The sequence below is a fragment of the Paenibacillus sp. KN14-4R genome, assembly GCF_052180255.1.
Taxonomy (GTDB): domain Bacteria; phylum Bacillota; class Bacilli; order Paenibacillales; family NBRC-103111; genus Paenibacillus_AM.
The window spans coordinates 1670162-1689238 of the sequence record NZ_CP197466.1; the positions used below are offsets into that span (position 1 = coordinate 1670162).

Sequence of the window (19077 nt, forward strand, 5' to 3'; positions counted from 1 at the left end):
CATAATTGGGTAAATTGAGGGAGTGTTTAGGTTGATCACACGAACTGGGACTCCGTTTGATAAGTATCAGGTGATTGTTCGGTTATAAAAGGACTAGGTACACTTAAGGCAAAAATGTGAAGGAAGTGCATGGCTCTTGTACACGCGGTGTAGAACAGCTTACGTTCATGCTCCTTGCTGTACTGCGTCATCGAACCGTCATAGATTAGCACGGCATCGAATTCTACACCTTTTGCTAAGTAGGCAGGAAGCACGACAATTCCTTTTTCAAAGGTAGGAGAATGTTTGGTAATTAAGCGTACAGGCAAGGACTGGCTTAAATGTTCGTAGGCTGCTTCACTTTCTTGGGCAGTCTTACAAATGACCGCGATGTTTGCATAGTCGTCCTGGAGTAGCTTTGTGATTTGATTCTTCATCTCATGATGCAGTGTTTCACGATTAGGCAGGGCGGTTACGACCGGCTTCTCGCCATCACGGTTAAAAGGAATGATCGTATCTCCACCTGGAACCATGCCACGCGTAAATTGAACAATTTCCTGCGTGGAGCGATAACTGCGATTTAAACGAATCCACTCGGTTTGCTCAGGTCCGTATAGGGCAGCCATTGGGTGTTCCTCCGTAAGTGCTGCGTCATGCACATAAATCGCTTGATTCAGGTCACCGAGTACTGTCATTTTGGCACGCGGAAATAATCGTTTCATAAACTCGAATTGGAAAGGTGAGTAGTCCTGCGCTTCATCAATGAGTACATGGCGAACAACGGTATTGACTTGGAAGCTTTGCAGCAGCTCTTTTAAATACAAGAACGGTGTCGCATCTTCATAAGCAAGCTCCTGCTGGTCAAGACGACGGATCGTATAGGCGCAAATTTCAGCCCATTCTTCTGGAAGCATCGCTGCATCAGCACCTGCTAAACGTTTCATTAATGCGACTTGGCTGAATAATTGGCGGTAAATAGCAGTTGTATGAATATAGCCTAACTGGTCAACCCACTCGTTAAGTGGTTTTAAATTCTCTTTGACAATTCGGCGGGCAAGGAAGTCTTTTTCAACATCATAATCATGGAATGTATCTTTTTTCTGCATTTGTACATGACGCAGATGCTTATAGGAGGCGTGATAATCTTCGTTATCAAGTAAATCGATTTCATCTTCAACCCAAGGGGCTTCGATTTGTGCCGCGGCAAACTTGCGAATTTTCTTCTTCAGCCATAATCGCATCAGCTCAATTCGATTAGGCAGACGAATGGACTCATCATACGAATAGAACTGCGTACGCATCTCCTTGCTGGATACAACGGTTTGTTCTCTAAATTGTACAGGGTGAAATACCATTCCTTCATGCAGCAAATAATCGCGATAGGCAGTGATGACATGCAGGAATGGAGCAGAAGATTTATACTGAATGCCCTGCAATCTAGCCGTATAACCCGGTGTGTCTCCTTCCGTAAGCACATATTCCAGTTGAGAAAAAGGATCTTCAATGTCAAACTCATCGCCAAGTCGATGGTTCAAATACTGCTGGAACGTCGTCTGCTGCATATTCTCCTCACCAAGTTCAGGTAGTACACTGGATACATAACTGTTGAACAGCGGGTTAGGGGAGAACAGGACGACTTGATCGGCGGTCAGATGACCGCGGTGTTTATATAGCAAATAGGCTACGCGTTGAAGCGCGGCAGATGTTTTACCGCTTCCTGCAGAGCCAAGTACGATGAGCATGCGGCTGTGGTCGTTACGGATGACGGCATTCTGCTCTTTTTGAATTGTAGCAACAATTGATTTCATTTGGGTATCAGAAGTTCGGCTGAGCACTTGCTGCAGCAGTTCATCTCCAATCGTGTCATTCGTATCGAACATGAAGCTTAAGTTCTCATCACGGAAGCCGTATTGACGTTTTACAGTAATATCGCCTTCGATTTCACCCGTTGGGGTCTCGTAAGTTGCAGAACCAGGTCCATAGGTATAGTACAGGCTGGAGATTGGTGCACGCCAATCATAAACAAGGAATGAGTATTCATCTTCATCAAGTACAGAAGCGATCCCTAAATAGATAGGTGTAGCTATTTTCTCGCCATTTGCTTTAAAGTCGATTCTTCCGAAATAAGGGGATTGCAAGAGTCGAGTCATTTTGTTAAGGGAGAGGGAGGCTTGCCTGTGATTAAGCTCTCGCTGTGACAGCATCTCCGCTTGTTGTTTCAGGCTGAGTGCAGTCTCTAGCTTATCATCGAAGCTGCTTAAGTCGACCTTAACATCGTCCCAAAAGTTTTTCCGAATTTCAATAACATCTGTCCGAACTTGCCCAACGATTTCGGAGAGTGTCTCGATGCGTTTGCGGATATGTTTGGATACAAGTTGTGAATATGCGAGCTCTTCTGGCCAATTGTGATTGATCATGCTACAGTTCCCCTTTCAAAAATGGCACTTGCCCAGTTGACTTCCTATTTTCCTTGTGGTATATTTGTATTAGGGAATCATAATGGACTTAATTTATTATTTTTTTAATGCAGACACATTGGGTTCAGTATACCAGTTATAACTTCTTTATTCAATGGGGAAGTTTATTTTTATTTGTGAAGAAGACTAGGGAGGGGCGCCGGATGGCGTCTTTTTTTGTGCGAAAATAAAAAAAGAAGCATGAGAACCGAAGATCTCATGCTTCTTAGCAGGCAGTTCCAAGAAGAACTGCTGTAGATATTAACGGGAGTAGAACTCGACGATTTGTTTTTCGTCAATTTCTTGTGGAAGCTCAGCGCGTTCAGGAAGACGGATGTACTTACCTTCCATACCAGCTTCGTTGAATTCCAAGTAGCCAGGTAAGTAGTTGCGGTTAGCAACTGCTTCTTTAACTACGGAAAGACCTTTACTTCTTTCGCGCAATCCGATTACATCGCCAGTAGAAACTGTGTAAGAAGCGATGTCTACTTTTTTGCCGTTAACGATTACGTGACCGTGGGACACGAGTTGACGAGCACCAGCGCGGGAGTTGGAGAAACCAAGACGGTAAACCAAGTTGTCCAAACGGCTTTCAAGAAGAACCATGAAGTTCTCACCGGAAATACCTTGTTGTTTGGAAGCTTTGTTGTACAAGTTACGGAATTGTTTTTCGTTCAAACCGTACATGTGACGCAATTTTTGTTTTTCAAGCAATTGCATACCGTAACCGGAAACTTTTTTGCGTTGTCCTGGGCCATGTTGACCTGGAGGGAACGGACGCTTCAAATCTTTACCATTACCGCTAAGAGAAATGCCGAGACGACGGCTTAATTTAAATTTAGGACCTGTATAACGTGACATATTAAGGTAGCTCCTTTTTCGATTAAAGTTTGTTTGATTAAGTTGAATGTTCCAATTGATTTGGTGATGTATTGCGCTAACTTTGTTTACGGCGAATCCTATAAAGGACGCCTCTGTCAAGCACCTCAGCCGCAGTCTTGCCAGCAACAAAATTAGAGAGGGTGGAACACAACAAACAATCACCGTTCGTAATATTGTTCACGATATCATATTCTAATTAAAAAAGGAGGCTCTGTCAAGTTGTGACTCCGTTATTTTGTTCTCACAGTGGAGACGGAGTTACTGTTTTTACAGGGCGGATGCGTTTTTTATGATGATACTTAGAATTAATGCACGAATCGATATATACGCTATAATTCTAAAAAATAGTGCATTCCTCCTAGATTAGTAGTAATATATAAAATAAGTACTTCTACATACATTTTAGAGTATGAAAAGGAGTCATCGTATGAGAGATCAAACAAAGCTGATGATGAATAATGATATAAAATTAGAGCCTGATCGGCAAAAGTCTATGAACTATAGGCTTATTTTGCCATCTACAGCACTAGAAGTCAGCTCTGAATTTAAGAAGGCTTTGAAAGCTTCGTATACGAAATGGTCAGGACAATTGGCCTATTTGCCAAAATCGATAAGTGGTACTTTTGTCATGATTGATGCGGAGAATCGAATTTTACTTAAACATTCGATTGGACAAGCCAATCCGAGCTGGATTCAAGAAAAACAAATATGGACAGGTGCCAGTGTTGAAGATAATGCGATTAGTGCATGCATTACGCACCATTCTGCTCAATTTATGAGTGAATTAAGATACGGCACAGATGGAAAACCGTTTATATCTTGTGCCATTCCTATATTTTTGCCATCAAATGATGAATTGTACGGGATTTTCGGTTTTATATGTGAACCATTAAAAGAGAGTGTGGATTACCTCTTCTATTTATATACGTTCGGACTAGACTTTATTGGTAGTCTTGTATTATTGGCTGAAACAGAGAAGAACCGAAAGTTGTCTCGGGAGATAAATAAGAGAGAAGTACTTTTCTTGGCATCGCGGAGATTACATTCCTTAATTGATACCGACGCGGTACTAACTGAGGTTATTCAAAGCCTAAAGAGCGTTTATCCGATTTTAAAGTTGGATTTATACTTATTGCAAGATATCCAATCCGCTACACTTCCGGTTAAACAGCTTGACTTGCAAAGAATGGATAACGCAATGTACGTTCGGGCTTTTATGGATGATCAACTGGTGATGGAGCAGCGAACCGATTCTGATAGGAGTATTATCGAGTTAGCAGTACCTCTCTCAGGCAAACAAGGCGTGTATGGCGTTTTGCATATGCAGTGCGAAGGTGATGCGTTGGATGCTAGTGATATTCAATTTATTTCGATGCTCGCTGACAGTGGGGGATCCGCATTTGAGAATGCGAAGCTCTATGAACAATCTTATTTGCTTATAAGTGAACTGCGACTGATAAATGAAATTACAAGACGTTTGAACCAAAGTTTGAGCTTGAATGAAATTATCGATTTTATATCCTCCGAGCTTATTCAGATTTTCGGAGCCGAATATTTTTGTATTTTGCAGCGAGAAAAGGAAAGTGAGCGACTGACGGTTCAAGCAACAAACATGCCTGCTATGTTTCACGAACATTTTACAATTAGAAGCGGATTCTCTAGTGTCGTATTCAGTACAAAGGAACCGGTTATTATTTCGGATTATTGGGCAAGTCCCTTGATAAGCTCAAAGCTAATGGAATTTACGAGTGCCCGATCACTAATTGCTTCACCTATTATTGTAAATGAAGAAGTCGTTGGTGTTATTATGGTTGTCCATCATAAACCAAGTTATTTTTCATATGATAATTATAAGCTGCTTCAGGTGCTGTCAGGACATATTGGGCTTGCTATGACGAATGCTTCTTTACATGCAGAAGTAAAGCGAATGGTAATTACCGATAATTTAACAGGTCTTTACGTTCGACACTATTTGGACGAGCAGATTAGTCGATTCCAGAAAGATGATTTTTGTGGATCGTTCGTATTAATTGATATTGATAATTTTAAGAAGATCAACGATACCTATGGACATCAGGTTGGCGATAAAATCTTAAAGCAAGTATCTGCAATTATTCAAAGTTCGGTCCGTGAAAGTGATGTTGCAGCACGCTGGGGCGGCGAAGAGCTTGCGATCTATCTGCCGCATATTTACAAAGAACAGACACTCAAAATTGCTGAACGTATTCGATTGAATGTAATGAAGGAGACAAGTCCTTCTGTCACAATATCTTGCGGAGTTTCTGACTGGAATTGGGAAGATGAGAAAATTAGCGTGGAAACCCTATTTTATAAAGCAGATATGGCCCTATATCAAGCAAAAAACGATGGCAAAAATCGTATAATAGTAGATCATTAACAATTTGAGACGCCTATTCATAATCGAATAAGTGTCTCAATTTTTTGTGATAATTATGACCGAAATGGGGACGTTATACAGTTGTGAGGTCCGTTTGGAGATGAAGCAAAGATGTTGTTAAAGCGCTGGAAATGGATTGTAGCAGTCATTATTATGTTAATTGTTTTGGGATTAGCTGTTTATTATGGACGTCAGATCCATTTGTCACAGCTCTCGAAATATTTGGTTTCCCTTGGAGTTACCGGGATGATGATTGGAATTACGCTTGTGTATTTACAAACCTTCTTTCCATTTGTTCCTTTTGTTGTGATCGCCGGTGTGAATGTTGTGATTTTCGGCATGGAATGGGGATTTGTCGTCAATTATTCCATGGCATGCTTAGGCTCTATTTCAGCGTTTATGATTGCAAGACATTTCGGCTATGGGTGGGTAGAGCGTAAATTATCAAAATATCCGATGATGCAAAGCTTTAATCAGTTGTTAGAGAAGGATGGTTTGTTTTATACTTTAATTGGTCGATTAATTCCGATTATTCCGTCATCTGCGATTTCTTATGGGGCAGGTGTGACAGCGATGAAGATGAGTTCTTTTGTCATTGGAACAATTATAGGCAAGTTTCCGATTGTTTTCATGGAATCGCTGATCGCACACGATGTTTTGCATTTTAAACAAAATAAATTCAGGTTGCTTGCACTGATGCTGATCTTTGGTTGTATCATTGTCGGTGGGTACTATGTGAAGAAAAAGTGGCTGGATCCAAAAAATCCACCAAATGATCATAAATGAAATGGGGAGATCGTAAATGAAAGATCCGCGTTTTGTGGAATTAGCGAAAAATATTGTGCAATACTCCGTCAAAGTTCAACCTGGGGATAACGTACTTATCGAAATGTTTGGTTCAGAGCGTGAGCTGCTACGATGCATTATCACAGAGGTATTTGCACAAGGTGGTAAACCGCATGTGGAGATAATTGACCATACCGTTATGGCATCGATGATCAAGGGTGCAACAAAAGAATACATACAGGAGTGGGCAGCAAGAGATTTAAATCGTATGGAGAACATGCAATGTTATGTTGCTGTGCGTTCAGGTAACAATGTGAATGCTTTGTCTGATGTACCAGACGATAAAATGAAACTATACGAGACCTACTATCGTCATCCTGTTCATTCGGAACAACGTGTAAAACACACACGCTGGGTAGTTATGCGCTATCCGAACGATTCCATGGCACAGCTTGCTAATATGAGTACAGAAAAATTTGAGGATTTCTATTTTAATGTGTGCAACTTGGACTATTCCAAAATGTCAGGGGCAATGCAGCCACTGAAAAACTTGATGGAGCGTACTGATCGTGTACGAATTGTTGCACCAGGTACAGATTTGTCTTTCTCAATTAAAGGAATTCCAGCAATTCCGTGCGAGGGGCATAATAATTTACCGGATGGAGAATGCTATACAGCGCCAGTTAAAGACTCTGTTAATGGTACACTTGCTTATAATACACCATCGATATATTCAGGGATCACGTTTGAGAATATTAAGTTCACTTTTGAAAATGGAAAAATTGTAGAAGCAACGAGCAATGATACCCAGCGTCTCAATGATATTTTGGATACAGATGAGGGTGCGCGTTATATTGGGGAATTCAGCTTTGGATTTAATCCGTATATTTTACATCCGATGAAGGATATTTTATTTGATGAGAAAATAGATGGTTCGATTCATTTTACACCAGGACAGGCTTATGAAGAAGCGGATAATGGCAACCGTTCATCTGTACACTGGGATCTGGTGCTCATTCAGCGTCCGGAGTACGGTGGAGGAGAGATTTATTTTGATGATGTTCTGATCCGTAAAGACGGACGTTTCGTAATTCCAGAACTCGAGGCACTGAACCCTGAGAATTTAAAATAAAAAAGGAAGAAAATTGGAAGATGTGCAAATTTATGTTGCACTTCACTCTGTGAAACATGTATCATAGGGATGTACATTAATAAATATTGAACTGATTTTAGGAGGAATGCTTCATGACAGCGACAAATAACTCAGCAATCGTAGAAATTTCTCAAACAGCAGGTAAATTCACATCTTCGATTGTCCTTCAATACGATAACAAGTATATCGATGTTAAAAGTATTCTGGGATTGTTCACAACATTGTTAGACTCCAGTAAATATGACCTTCATGTACATGGACAAGATGCTGTTGAAGCTAAGAAAGCAATGACTGAAGTATTCGGGAAGTACAACTTACAAGTAAATATTGTTGAAGACTAAGAGCTCAAGTATCTCCAATTCTGTTGGAGATACTTTTATTTTATACATCTGATTTTTTCAAAAGATTTCGCAGAATGCAGCGTGGAAACTTGTATATTCTCACGTTTTCGTCTAATATAATTCTTATAGAGAATTGGATGATTTTAAACGAGGGGGAGCCTAAAATGTCTTCATCTGAAGTACTGATGAGCTTGAACCAAAAGGCACTTCTTCTTCTTCAAGAGGATGCCGATAAAATAGAAAAGCTGATTGAAGTACAAATGGGTAACTTGACGACAAGAAAGTGCCCTCTGTACGAAGAGGTGCTCGATACGCAAATGTACGGATTGTCTCGTGAAGTGGATTTTGCGATACGAGCAGGATTGATATATGAATCGAACGGAAAAGAAATTTTAAGCAAACTTGAGCGTAATTTAGCGCAGCTATATGAAATGCTAAATAAAAAATAACCCTTACCGCAGTTGTAACTCCAGCGGTGGGGTTATTTTTTTTGCTCAACAACTGCATTAAGATTTATTACCAAAGTGACGTGAAATTTCATGCGTTGTTTCAAGGACCTTCTCTGTCCAAAGTGACAGGTTTCCTTGCATTCGGTCAGTAGGGCCAATCAAGCTGATGGAAGCTGGGACATTACCGTCTGCATCAAAGATTGGAGCTGCAATCGCTGTAACACCGACATTCCTCAAATTTGAGCTTGTTTCATAACCATTGACTCGAATGAGTTCCAAGCGCTCTTTTACAACTTCTGGATCACTGATGGAATGGGATGTGTATTGTCTGAGCTGCTCACTGAGTACTTGGTCAATAACACTTTCAGGGCGATAGGCAAGGATGGATCTTGAAGCACATGTTGCATATAGCGGGAAGCGTCGGAAAGCATCTACATTGAATCGAATCGGGTGCTGAGATTCAATTTTGTCGACATAAATAGCATCATTCCCATCGATAATGCACAGACAGACAAGCTCTTTCGTGTACCCAGCTAAGGATTGTAGGAAAGGACGTGAGAACTCTGCCCAATCGTCATGCTTCTTCACTTTATTTCCTAGTTCGAGGAGCGTATAACCAAGTGAATATTGCTTGTTAATGGGGTTTTGCATAATAAATCCTTCATGTTCTAACGTGGATAACAGCTTATGTATGGCACCTTTTGATAATTGAAGTCTTCTGCTTAATTCACTTACTCCAAGCTCTTTTTCAGAATCCAGAAAAATCTTGAGTAATTTACAGCTCTTCTGGACGGAAGTTAACAGTTCCATAGGAAAACCTCTATTCGGTATTTGAATAATGGGAAAATATCAAATCATTCAAAAAATCAATTAATTTATATTGAACATACCATGATACCGTGATAAAATCAATTTGCCGGTTACACATAGTAAACGCCGTTCACATATAGTGAACAAAATGAGAGACATATGGAGGGGTTAATTTGAAAAAGGTTAAAATGTTAAGCGCTATATCTGCAGTTACACTGTTCGGATCGATTTTGGCAGGTTGTGGAAGTAATTCTGAAAGCGCTGCCGGTAAGTCTACTACAACTCCTGCACCAGGTGCAGCTACTCCAGCTGCGAAAGCAACATTACAACCAGAGAAAGAACTTGTTATTGGTGGTAATGGCGCAACTGTTGAAAAGCTAATGAAGGATGACATTTTCCCTAAATTTAATAAAAAATATCCAGATGTAAAGATTACATACGTTTCTGGTGTTTCTACTGAACTAGTAGCAAAAGTAAAAGCTCAAAAAGCAGCACCACAAATTGATATGACGGTTATTGAGGGCGGCGAGCAAGAATCAGGCCGTGTAGAAGAGTTGTGGGATACTCTTTCTGATAAAGACATCCCGAATATGGCTAAAGTTGGCGCCGATCTTAAAGTAAAAGATAACAGCGGTGTTGCTGTTAACTTCACACCAATGGGTATTTCCTACAACTCCGAAATGGTTAAAGCAAAAGGACTTCCGGTTCCTGAGTCGTGGAACGATCTTACAAAACCTGAGCTAAAAGGCAACATTACATTAACTGAAATTTCAAGCAACTTCGGTCGTTCTGCGACAATAATGATGGCTTACGCAAACGGTGGTTCTGAGAAGAACATGGACGCAGGTTTTGAGAAATTAAAGGTAATCGCGGGATACTTGCCAACTTTCGCAAAGAGTGCAGCACAACTTCAACAAAACTTGCAAGATAAAACAGCTGCATATACAGCTTGGACAATGGCAAGAAGTATTGTACAGAAGAAAGAAAGCGGTTTACCACTTGAGTTCGTGATTCCTAAAGAAGGTGCGAACTTAGTACCTAACGTTGCAACTCTTGTAAAAGGTGCGCCACACCCGAACGCTGCTAAATTGTTCACAGACTTCTTGTTATCTGATGAAGTTCAAACGATGTACGCGACCAAGTTGTACTATAACCCAGCGGTGAACGTAAAACTTCCAGAAGATACAGCCAAATTGATTGATTTTGACCGTAAAAAGGTTGTTCAGTTCGACTATGAAGTATTGTCCAAGAACACAAAAGCATGGTTAGATCGTTTTAACAAAGAAGTTGCTCCTTTAGTAGGAAAAAAATAAATGATGGGTGATAACATGACCAAAAAAGTGGATGTCGAGCTGAAGAACATACAGAAGAGCTTTGGGTCAAACGTAGTTGTGGAAGATTTCAATCTGCAAATTGCTCAAGGAGAGTGTATTTCATTCCTAGGGCCCTCTGGATGTGGAAAAACAACGACGCTAAATATGATTGCTGGCTTTTTAGAGCCTAACCAGGGTGAATTGATTATTAAAGGTAAGAAAATGAATGGGGTTCCGTCTAATAAGCGGGACCTCGGTATGGTATTCCAAACGTATTCCTTGTTCCCTCATATGACAGTTGCAGAGAACGTGGCATACGGATTGAAACTACGTAAAGTAGCCAAAGCCGAAATTCAAGAGAGAGTCCAGAAAGTGCTTCAGCTTGTAAAACTGCCGCATGTGGCCGACCGTTATCCGAAGCAGTTATCAGGTGGTCAAAGACAACGTATTGCAATTGCACGTGCTCTTGTTACAGAGCCATCTGTACTCTTACTTGATGAACCTTTAAGTAACTTGGATGCGAAGCTTCGTGAGGAGTTACGTGAGGAATTGAAACGTCTGCGTCAAGTCATCGGGGTAACGACGATTTTCGTCACACATGACCAAGAAGAAGCGATGTACTTGTCAGACCGAATTGTAGTACTAGATCATGGTAAAGTGGAACAGATTGGTACGCCATGGGATATTTATAATAACCCGGCATCTGAATTTGTACATGAGTTTATCGGAAAATCCAATCGTATGGAAGGTACAGTAGATACTGTTGAAGATACGATCATCCGATTGACAACAAATGCAGGAATTTCGATTGAAGCTAAGCGTCGGAAAATTCCGTTTACGGTTGGCGATCAGGTATCCATTTATGTACGTCCTGAAAAAATCAATGTATTAGATTCTGTTAAATCATCAGATTCTTCAAGTAACGTAGCTACAGGTGTTGTTCGATACTCTTCCTTCTTAGGCTCTTTTACAGAGTGTATGATTGAAGCGGGTGGTGAACTACTTAATGTTCGTCTTCAAGCAGCTCCACAGGATCTTGGTATGGAGCAAGGTGGCATTGTTAAATTGAACTGGAAAACTGAGGACGTTTATGTATTTCCCAGAAAGGGGAGCTAGTGGCAATGAATAAGAAGAAATCTACAAACAAGATCGTTGCTTTATTGCTGCTCGCTCCTGCTCTAATTGTTATGTTAGGCGCTTTCGTTCTTCCAATGGCGTATATTTTTATGCTTAGTTTTCAACAAGATAATGTAAGTTTTACTTTTGAAAATTACACTTCACTACTGAAAGACCCTTACTACTATGAAATTATGTGGAGAACAATCAAGATTAGCTTGATGACTGTCATAAGCTGCTTGCTGCTTGGTTATCCGGTAGCGATGTATATGGCAAAGGCAACACCTAAGATGCGCGGCTTCATCACGTTTCTTATTATTTCGCCTCATCTGATTAGTGTTGTTATTCGTAACTTTGGTTGGGTCGTTATTCTGGGGCAAAAGGGATTTGTGAATAATACCCTAATGAAGCTTGGTGTAATCGATGAGCCTTTGCGTCTGCTCTACAACGAGCTTGGTGTGGTCATTGGTCTCACAGACTCCTTGATCGTCTATATGATCCTAGGTATTGCTACAAGCTTGTATACGATCGATCAGTCGCTTTACAAAGCATCCGGTATTCTTGGTGCATCAGCAGCGAGGTCATTTTTTAGCGTGACTCTACCACTTAGCTTACCTGGCATTATTGCGGGTACGACATTAGTGTTCAGTTTATCGATGAGTTCTTTTGTAACACCAGCTCTAATGGGCGGTACTTCAGTAAAGGTAATGCCGGTTATTGCGTATGAAAAGATAATGGCGACGCTTGATTGGTCACTTGGTGCTGCACTTTCGTTCATTTTGTTAGCATGTACACTTGGTCTTGTTACCCTGTTTACCAAATTGGTAGAGACGAAGCGGTATAAGGAGGTATTCTCCTCATGAGAATTCGATTCTCCTTCCTTGGTGTGATTACATTTATCGTTGTCTTAATGGTGATCGCACCCTTACTGATCATCATTCCGACATCCTTTACTTCAGCTGGGTACTTAACCTTCCCTCCTGAAGGGTTTTCCTTTAAATGGTATGAAAAGATTTTAGATCGTCCTGAATTTATTGATTCATTCTGGTTTAGTATTAAGCTTGCTGTTATTACAGCAGTCATTTCCACATTTATTGGAACGATTGCTGCACTTGCTTTGCATAAATATAAACCGCCTGGAAGCGGGTTTATTAATGGTCTGATTCTTTCGCCGCTTACGGTGCCTGCCATTATTATCGGAATTGGCGCTTTGCTCTTTTTTACAAGAATGGGTCTTGCGGGGACCTTCGCGGGCTTGTTGCTTGCACACATCTTAATTACGATCCCTTATGTCGTCAGACTTGTACTCACGGGACTTAGTTCCTTTGACTATACGCTTGAACGTGCGGCATATATTCTGGGGGCAAGCTCGCTAAATGTATTCTGGAAAATTACGCTTCCATTGTTGAAGCCAGCTATATTTTCAGGTATGATTTTCGCATTTTTAACATCATTTGATAATGTTACGATTTCCTTATTTATGATTACTCCGTCAACGACGACGCTGCCAATGGCTATTTTTAACCATATGCAGGAATCGCTTGATCCACTTGTGGCTTCGATTTCGGCCGTGTTGATCTTAGTTAGCTTATTATTTATTTTTATCTTGGAACGTGTGTATGGATTAGATCGATTATTCGGCTCTAACACTCAGTCCCATTAAGAAAGGCTGCATGGATATGAATCTTGTGTCGCAAATTCAATGTTACATGACAGAGCTGCTCGAACACCTGGAAGAAAGTGTGAACATGGATTCTCCTTCTGCAGATAAAGCTCTTAACGATGAAATGATGGCTTGGTATGAACGATTGTTTATTCAATTGACGAATGGAAAAGTAGAGCGAATACCCAATGAGTTGTACGGAGATCGTCTACTTTGCACGATTGGAAAAGGGAAAAAGCGTCTTCTAATCGTAGGGCATAGCGACACGGTATGGTTAAAGGGAGAATCTACTCGCAGACCGTTCTCTATCTCCGATAATAAGGCATATGGACCAGGTGTCTATGATATGAAAGCTGGGGTTTTACAGGCGATGTATGGGATGAAGGCGCTTCTAGATCTCGGACGTTTTCCAGAGGATAAGGAAGTTATTCTTCTTATTAATAGCGACGAAGAAATTGGTAGTCCATCATCACGGGCGTGGATCGAGGAAGAAGCTAAGAAATGTGATGCTGTGCTAGTCCTTGAGCCTCCTATGGAGCCCGTAGGAGCTCTAAAGACTTCGCGTAAAGGCAGCGGGCGATTTACTTTAACAGTTGAAGGTAAGTCTGCTCACGCGGGTGTTAATCCACAGAGCGGTGTGTCAGCGATTGAAGAAATATCAAGGCAAGTTCTAAACTTATGTGCACTCAATGACTACGAAATTGGAACAACGGTGAATGTGGGTGTACTTAAGGGCGGAATTGGCTCGAATGTAGTTGCTGCAGAAGCCGAAGCACTGATTGACTTACGTGTCAAAACGATGGAAGAAGCCAAACGTATTGATGCACTCATTCATGGACTGACGCCTGTACATGCAGGTGCTAAATTGACGGTAAAAGGAGGCATTACACGTCCTCCAATGGAAAGAACGGACGCTATTGCTCAATTATATGAATTAGCGAAGCGAGTTTCGTTGTCAGAGCTAGGCGAAGAAGTTCAAGAAATGGGAACAGGTGGGGTGAGTGATGGAAACTTTACCGCCGCTTGTGGAATTCCAACCTTGGACGGTTTAGGTGCGAGAGGGGATTATGCACATAGTCCTCTTGAGTATGTGCTTATCGACGAAATTCCAAAGCGTGCCGCACTTCTTGCTGGCATTATAGAGCAGTTGTAGCTCAAAAAGAGTAGTGCATGAAGATGCACTACTCTTTTTTACATAATCTTACGAACGTTCTTAAAGCATGAAGAATAAGACGCCAAGAATGCCGTATACAGCTAGTAATAGCACACCCTCAAACCAATTGGTGGTGCCATCTTGAGAGATCGATTTCGTAATGAAAACGGCAACAGCAATTGCGATTAACTCATACATTTCAAAGACGATATCCATTGTGTTTCCTAGAAAGAAGCTAATAAACACGAGTACAGGAGCTACGAACAAAGCAATCTGCAAGGAGCTACCGACAGCAATCTCAACTGTTGTACCAATTTTATTTTTAAGCGCCATCATCACAGCAGCACTGTGCTCTGCGGCATTACCGACAATCGCAATAACAAATGCACCTACGAATAAGTCTGATAGTCCGAATTGACTTGTTAAGTCGTCTAATGTGGAAACAAGCCACTCACTTTCAAAACCAACCATGACTGTAGCAATAATAAGATATAAAATCGAACGTCCTTTAGACCACTCAGGTTCACCATGTTCGACAACTTGATCCGACAATTCATTTTTATGCGTGATCATGGAAAAGATGAGCCAAAGTATGTATGAAACAATCAAAACACCTGCTACAACAAGTGATAGTGTCGTATTTTCACTCGGGGTTAAAGACTTTGCAAATACAGCAGGAATAAATAGGGCGATTACGGCAAGTAGCATGAGTGAGGAGTTATGAGAGGCAAGCTTGACATTAAAATGCTGCTCACGATGCTTAAATCCGCCGACCAGTACACTGATTCCAAGCACGAGCAGTAAATTTCCGATGATTGCACCTGTTAAACTTGCCTTTACAATGCCGAAGAGACCATCTTTAACTAGGAAGAATGCGATGATTAGTTCTGCAGCGTTGCCGAAGGTGGCATTAAGGAAGCCTCCCATACGATCTCCCGCATAATGTGCAACGCTTTCTGTTGCTTTCCCAAGGAATCCAGCTACAAAGACGATGGCAATGCAACAGATAAAAAATTGTAGAGAATTGCTCCAAGCTAAGTAATGTGCAAGGATGCTAAGTACAAAAAAGGTCAGTAGACCAGCTTTAAAACTATGTTTTTTTAGCATGATTGTTCTCCTCATATTTATTGTTATTAGAATACATCTAATGTGTGTTTGTGTAAATCATCTTTAAATTTTGCTGCTATTCTTGATTCGTTTATCATTTACTATTACAATAAAACCATACTGGAACTAGAAGGAGTGATCCACATGTCTGAACTGAATCCAACCAATGAAACTGGACTAATCCGAATCTCTGATGATGTAGTATCCACAATTGCCGGTCTAGCGGCATTAGAAACTCCAGGTATCGCTGCAATGTCTGCTGGTATATCAGAAGGTCTAGCAAAAAAATTAAGCGGTAAAAACGTACAAAAAGGCGTCTCTGTCGAAGTTGGGCAAGTTGAAGCAGCGATTGATCTTCGCGTTATTGTACATTATGGTTCAAAGATTCAAGATGTTTGTCGTGATTTGCAAAATAATGTTCGCGAGCAAGTTGAGAATATGACAGGTTTAATGGTTGTAGAAGTGAATGTAAAGGTTGAAGGTGTCGCTTTCAAAGAGGAAGATACCGAAGAAGAGATTCAAAATCGCGTTAAATAATACGTACATAAAAGGACAGCCTGTAAAGGGCTGTCCTTTTTGTTTGTTTTGTGGTTATTTGCTCAAGTATCAATTTGATTATGTGCTCGAGATAGTCCTAGAACCACTCCCAGACCGGCTAACGTCACAATAAGGGAAGAACCACCATAAGAGATCAATGGCAGTGTCACGCCTGTTAACGGAATACTGGAGGTTACTCCACCTAGGTTAATAAGGGTTTGAAAGCCTATCATTCCCATAATCCCGATTCCTGCCAGCATGCCGAACTTATCTTTGCATCGAACGGAGAGAATTAAGCCCCGCCAGATAAAAATTAAGTATACCGCTATTAACAGGAGTGAGCCGATTAGCCCAAACTCTTCACCAATGGTGGAGAAGATGAAGTCGTTATGCGCTTCGGGTAAATAGTGAAGTTTCTGGATTCCTTGGCCGTAGCCTGTTCCCGTTATTCCTCCGTGACCGAAGGCATATAAGGATTTTGTAATTTGGTAACTCGCATCGGCCTCGTACTTCTCTGGATTCATAAATGCGAGAAAGCGATTTGCTCTGTAGCTGCCAGCACCATCATTCTTTAGCATCAGAGATGTAATTGCAAGTAAAGCAACGACGATTAATACTGAGCTGACGGTGAAGAGATGCTTCATTTTGGCTCCGCCCGCGAAGATCACTGTTCCTGCGCATAAAATCAGAATCATACAAGATCCTAGATCGGGCTGCATCATGATTAGTGCGGATACGATAGCCACGACGATGAGTGCAGGCATAAGTCCTTTTTTGAAAGTACGGAACTGCTCGTCTTTGTTGGAAATGAGCATGGCTAGGTACAAAATAATACCGAGTTTAGCAAATTCGGTTGGCTGCAAATTAAAGCCACCGATATTAATCCAACTTTTAGCACCATTTACGTCTTTGGCAATAAAGGGTACAACAAGAAGCATTCCGAGAATGAGTACAAACACGGGAAGGACAAGCTTTTTGAGCTTGTCCAAAGGGATATTCATGCAAATTAACATAGCTACAATGCCCAATATAGCAAATAAAAATTGCTTTTTGGTATACATCCAAGGATCATTGAATTTCATAGTTGTAATAATGGAACTGGAGCTAAACACCATAACCAAACCAAAACAAACAAGTACGAAGGTTAAAAAGAGAAACAAAAAGTCCGGCGTACCTTTGCGTGGTGGATTCAAGTTTTTTTTCACCTACTTACCTATGAAAGCGATGTCTGAAGCTGACTTAATTTTTGTTGTGCAAAACGCATCACGTTATCTGGAATCGGCGTTTCATAGTCGAGTCCATGAGGGAAAGTAGATTTACCAATATAAACGTCTTCAACATACAGTACAGCGTAAGGGGATTCCAACTTACCTGTTTCTACACGCGTGTTGATACGTAAAAAGTAATCAGCTTTGGTAGATTTATCTTCAATTTTCAAGTCGTATGTAGCACGGTAGTATTCCCACTGCCACCGCACGAAGCCAAGCTCAGCGGTTACATCGTCCAAATGAGCAAGATCGCTTTTTACGCCTTTCAAACCAGTAGCTTCGATAATCACTGTTTTAACGCCTCCAATTTTTCGTAAATACAATGTTTTTCCATGTAATCATGATAGTATGTTTCATGGGCTTCTGCAAGTAAATTGCAACGGCTAATTTCTAACATTTGATGTCTTTTTTCTGTTAAAATAAGAGATGTCGGTTGCATAATTACAATCGAAGTAGAAAGCATGGGGGAATTCATGATGCTTGATATCGAACAATTGAAAATCCAACTGGATCACAATTATACCGAAATGGTTCAAATGAGAAGATATTTGCATCAAAACCCAGAGTTGTCTTTTCATGAGTATAAGACTGCTGCTATGGTAGCGGATACACTGCATGGGTATGGACTTGAAGTTCGTAGGCATGTAGGCGGGAATGGGGTTGTGGCAACCCTGAGAGGCGAGCTGCCAGGACCTACTGTCGCTCTGCGTGCAGATATGGATGCTCTGCCGATTCAAGACGAGAAGAAGTGTGAATATACATCTAAAGTTCCAGGTATTATGCATGCATGTGGACATGATGCACATACGACGACGCTGCTCTTTGTGGCTAAAGTGATGTGTTCACATCAAGCAACTTTACGAGGAAATATCGTATTTATATTTCAACATGGCGAAGAAATCTCTCCTGGTGGCGCAATAAGCATGATTGCGGACGGTGCTTTGGATCAAGTAGATGTGATCTATGGTGTTCATCTGTGGAGTCCTGTTCCATATGGGGAAGTGACTTCTAGATCAGGTGCTTTTATGGCTGCAGCAGATGAGTTTTCTTTTCATATTCAAGGTAAGGGTGGTCATGGTGGCTTGCCTCATCAAACGGTGGACTCGATCGTAGTTGGATCTCATTTAGTCGTGAATCTGCAATCGTTAGTTGCAAGGAATGTGGACCCAACACAGTCGTGTGTCGTAAGCATCGGTTCGTTTCTAGGTGGCGGAGCATTTAATGTAATTGCAGAAAAAGTGTCGATTAACGGGACGACTCGTACATTTGATCCCCAAGTGCGTCAGTTTGTGAAAGAGCGGTTGAGGCAAATCTCAGAGGCTACTTGTCAAATGTTTGGTGCAACATGTGAGATGGAATATATAGATGGCTATCCGCCAGTAGTAAATGATTCGTTTGAAACGGATCGTTTTATGCGAGTAGGCGGTTCAGTAGTTGGATCCGACAATGTACATACATCTGAACAGAATATGGCAGGGGAGGATTTCTCTTATTATTTGCAAAAGATTCCCGGGTGCTTCATGTTTGTCGGAGCAGGAAATATCGAACAAGGTATTATTCATCCTCACCATCATCCGAAATTTGATATAGATGAACGTTCCATGCTTGTTGCTGGAAAGCTGTTAATGTCAATGGCAGTCGATTATCTAGAAAGTAATTAATGATG

18 protein-coding genes are annotated in these 19077 nt (G+C 41.1%); 12 read left to right on the top strand and 6 right to left on the bottom strand.

Translation table 11 applies throughout. The features are described 5' to 3' along the window. Positions 1 to 35 precede the first annotated feature (35 nt). Entirely contained in the window at positions 36 to 2396 is a 2361-nt protein-coding gene (gene helD, locus ACSBOP_RS07855; RefSeq protein WP_442603864.1) for an RNA polymerase recycling motor HelD, read from the bottom strand. A gap of 300 nt (positions 2397 to 2696) precedes the next feature. Continuing rightward, positions 2697 to 3296 (bottom strand): 30S ribosomal protein S4, encoded by a 600-nt coding sequence (gene rpsD, locus ACSBOP_RS07860; RefSeq protein WP_442603865.1) that lies wholly within the window; start codon positions 3294 to 3296, stop codon positions 2697 to 2699. A gap of 448 nt (positions 3297 to 3744) precedes the next feature. Here rpsD and ACSBOP_RS07865 point away from each other — a divergent pair, with 448 nt between their 5' ends. The 5 genes from ACSBOP_RS07865 (at position 3745) to ACSBOP_RS07885 (ending at position 8444) form a co-directional block, all read left to right on the top strand. Next, complete coding sequence (locus ACSBOP_RS07865; protein WP_442603866.1) at positions 3745 to 5715, top strand: sensor domain-containing diguanylate cyclase; 1971 nt, start codon at positions 3745 to 3747, stop codon at positions 5713 to 5715. 111 nt (positions 5716 to 5826) lie between these two features. Further along, a complete protein-coding gene (locus tag ACSBOP_RS07870; protein WP_442603867.1) occupies positions 5827 to 6501 on the top strand; it encodes a TVP38/TMEM64 family protein in 675 nt (224 codons plus the stop codon). Between the two features lie 16 nt (positions 6502 to 6517). Then, on the top strand, positions 6518 to 7633 hold the full coding sequence (locus ACSBOP_RS07875; protein ID WP_442603868.1) for an aminopeptidase: 1116 nt from the start codon (positions 6518 to 6520) through the stop codon (positions 7631 to 7633). A 113-nt stretch (positions 7634 to 7746) separates the two neighbouring features. Beyond that, positions 7747 to 7995, top strand: a complete 249-nt coding sequence (locus ACSBOP_RS07880; protein WP_442603869.1) for an HPr family phosphocarrier protein — start codon at positions 7747 to 7749, stop codon at positions 7993 to 7995. Between the two features lie 164 nt (positions 7996 to 8159). Next, positions 8160 to 8444 carry a YlaN family protein gene (locus tag ACSBOP_RS07885; RefSeq protein ID WP_442603870.1) on the top strand — a complete coding sequence of 95 codons (285 nt, stop codon included), beginning with the start codon at positions 8160 to 8162 and terminating at the stop codon, positions 8442 to 8444. A 57-nt stretch (positions 8445 to 8501) separates the two neighbouring features. Here ACSBOP_RS07885 and ACSBOP_RS07890 read toward each other — a convergent pair whose 3' ends face one another. Then, a complete protein-coding gene (locus ACSBOP_RS07890) occupies positions 8502 to 9254 on the bottom strand; it encodes an IclR family transcriptional regulator (RefSeq protein ID WP_442603871.1) in 753 nt (250 codons plus the stop codon). 188 nt (positions 9255 to 9442) lie between these two features. Here ACSBOP_RS07890 and ACSBOP_RS07895 point away from each other — a divergent pair, with 188 nt between their 5' ends. From ACSBOP_RS07895 to ACSBOP_RS07915, 5 genes are read left to right on the top strand one after another with little or no spacing between them, the layout of a single operon-like run. Further along, positions 9443 to 10567 carry an ABC transporter substrate-binding protein gene (locus ACSBOP_RS07895; protein WP_442604414.1) on the top strand — a complete coding sequence of 375 codons (1125 nt, stop codon included), beginning with the start codon at positions 9443 to 9445 and terminating at the stop codon, positions 10565 to 10567. A 15-nt stretch (positions 10568 to 10582) separates the two neighbouring features. Continuing rightward, entirely contained in the window at positions 10583 to 11683 is a 1101-nt protein-coding gene (locus ACSBOP_RS07900; protein ID WP_442604415.1) for an ABC transporter ATP-binding protein, read from the top strand. A gap of 5 nt (positions 11684 to 11688) precedes the next feature. After that, a complete protein-coding gene (locus tag ACSBOP_RS07905; RefSeq protein WP_442603872.1) occupies positions 11689 to 12546 on the top strand; it encodes an ABC transporter permease in 858 nt (285 codons plus the stop codon). Continuing rightward, on the top strand, positions 12543 to 13346 hold the full coding sequence (locus ACSBOP_RS07910) for an ABC transporter permease (protein WP_442603873.1): 804 nt from the start codon (positions 12543 to 12545) through the stop codon (positions 13344 to 13346). The genes ACSBOP_RS07905 and ACSBOP_RS07910 overlap by 4 nt, the downstream gene beginning before the upstream one ends. 16 nt (positions 13347 to 13362) lie before the next feature. Continuing rightward, on the top strand, positions 13363 to 14499 hold the full coding sequence (locus tag ACSBOP_RS07915; protein WP_442603874.1) for a M20 family metallopeptidase: 1137 nt from the start codon (positions 13363 to 13365) through the stop codon (positions 14497 to 14499). 60 nt (positions 14500 to 14559) lie between these two features. Here ACSBOP_RS07915 and cax read toward each other — a convergent pair whose 3' ends face one another. Then, positions 14560 to 15606: a calcium/proton exchanger gene (cax, locus tag ACSBOP_RS07920; RefSeq protein ID WP_442603875.1), complete on the bottom strand. Its 1047-nt coding sequence runs from the start codon at positions 15604 to 15606 to the stop codon at positions 14560 to 14562. Between the two features lie 144 nt (positions 15607 to 15750). On the opposite strand from cax, the gene ACSBOP_RS07925 reads away from it, so the two are divergent. Then, entirely contained in the window at positions 15751 to 16143 is a 393-nt protein-coding gene (locus tag ACSBOP_RS07925; RefSeq protein ID WP_442603876.1) for an Asp23/Gls24 family envelope stress response protein, read from the top strand. A 62-nt stretch (positions 16144 to 16205) separates the two neighbouring features. Here ACSBOP_RS07925 and ftsW read toward each other — a convergent pair whose 3' ends face one another. Both ftsW and ACSBOP_RS07935 read right to left on the bottom strand, forming a co-directional pair. After that, positions 16206 to 17336, bottom strand: a complete 1131-nt coding sequence (ftsW, locus tag ACSBOP_RS07930; protein ID WP_442603877.1) for a putative lipid II flippase FtsW — start codon at positions 17334 to 17336, stop codon at positions 16206 to 16208. Between the two features lie 20 nt (positions 17337 to 17356). Further along, positions 17357 to 17701: a YugN-like family protein gene (locus ACSBOP_RS07935; protein WP_258205903.1), complete on the bottom strand. Its 345-nt coding sequence runs from the start codon at positions 17699 to 17701 to the stop codon at positions 17357 to 17359. A 183-nt stretch (positions 17702 to 17884) separates the two neighbouring features. Between ACSBOP_RS07935 and ACSBOP_RS07940 the strand changes: the two genes are divergently transcribed. Beyond that, a complete protein-coding gene (locus ACSBOP_RS07940) occupies positions 17885 to 19072 on the top strand; it encodes a M20 metallopeptidase family protein (RefSeq protein ID WP_442603878.1) in 1188 nt (395 codons plus the stop codon). Positions 19073 to 19077 lie beyond the last annotated feature (5 nt).

Bases quoted from the DNA above. Each gene is read 5' to 3' on its own strand.
- helD (WP_442603864.1), bottom strand. From the start codon at position 2,396: ATGATCAATCACAATTGGCCAGAAGAGCTCGCATATTCACAACTTGTA.
- ACSBOP_RS07940 (WP_442603878.1), top strand. From the start codon at position 17,885: ATGATGCTTGATATCGAACAATTGAAAATCCAACTGGATCACAATTAT.
- ACSBOP_RS07890 (WP_442603871.1), bottom strand. From the start codon at position 9,254: ATGGAACTGTTAACTTCCGTCCAGAAGAGCTGTAAATTACTCAAGATT.
- ACSBOP_RS07870 (WP_442603867.1), top strand. From the start codon at position 5,827: ATGTTGTTAAAGCGCTGGAAATGGATTGTAGCAGTCATTATTATGTTA.
- ACSBOP_RS07895 (WP_442604414.1), top strand. From the start codon at position 9,443: ATGTTAAGCGCTATATCTGCAGTTACACTGTTCGGATCGATTTTGGCA.
- ACSBOP_RS07885 (WP_442603870.1), top strand. From the start codon at position 8,160: ATGTCTTCATCTGAAGTACTGATGAGCTTGAACCAAAAGGCACTTCTT.
- ACSBOP_RS07900 (WP_442604415.1), top strand. From the start codon at position 10,583: ATGACCAAAAAAGTGGATGTCGAGCTGAAGAACATACAGAAGAGCTTT.
- ACSBOP_RS07865 (WP_442603866.1), top strand. From the start codon at position 3,745: ATGAGAGATCAAACAAAGCTGATGATGAATAATGATATAAAATTAGAG.
- rpsD (WP_442603865.1), bottom strand. From the start codon at position 3,296: ATGTCACGTTATACAGGTCCTAAATTTAAATTAAGCCGTCGTCTCGGC.
- ACSBOP_RS07880 (WP_442603869.1), top strand. From the start codon at position 7,747: ATGACAGCGACAAATAACTCAGCAATCGTAGAAATTTCTCAAACAGCA.
- ACSBOP_RS07875 (WP_442603868.1), top strand. From the start codon at position 6,518: ATGAAAGATCCGCGTTTTGTGGAATTAGCGAAAAATATTGTGCAATAC.
- cax (WP_442603875.1), bottom strand. From the start codon at position 15,606: ATGCTAAAAAAACATAGTTTTAAAGCTGGTCTACTGACCTTTTTTGTA.
- ACSBOP_RS07925 (WP_442603876.1), top strand. From the start codon at position 15,751: ATGTCTGAACTGAATCCAACCAATGAAACTGGACTAATCCGAATCTCT.
- ACSBOP_RS07910 (WP_442603873.1), top strand. From the start codon at position 12,543: ATGAGAATTCGATTCTCCTTCCTTGGTGTGATTACATTTATCGTTGTC.
- ACSBOP_RS07905 (WP_442603872.1), top strand. From the start codon at position 11,689: ATGAATAAGAAGAAATCTACAAACAAGATCGTTGCTTTATTGCTGCTC.
- ACSBOP_RS07915 (WP_442603874.1), top strand. From the start codon at position 13,363: ATGAATCTTGTGTCGCAAATTCAATGTTACATGACAGAGCTGCTCGAA.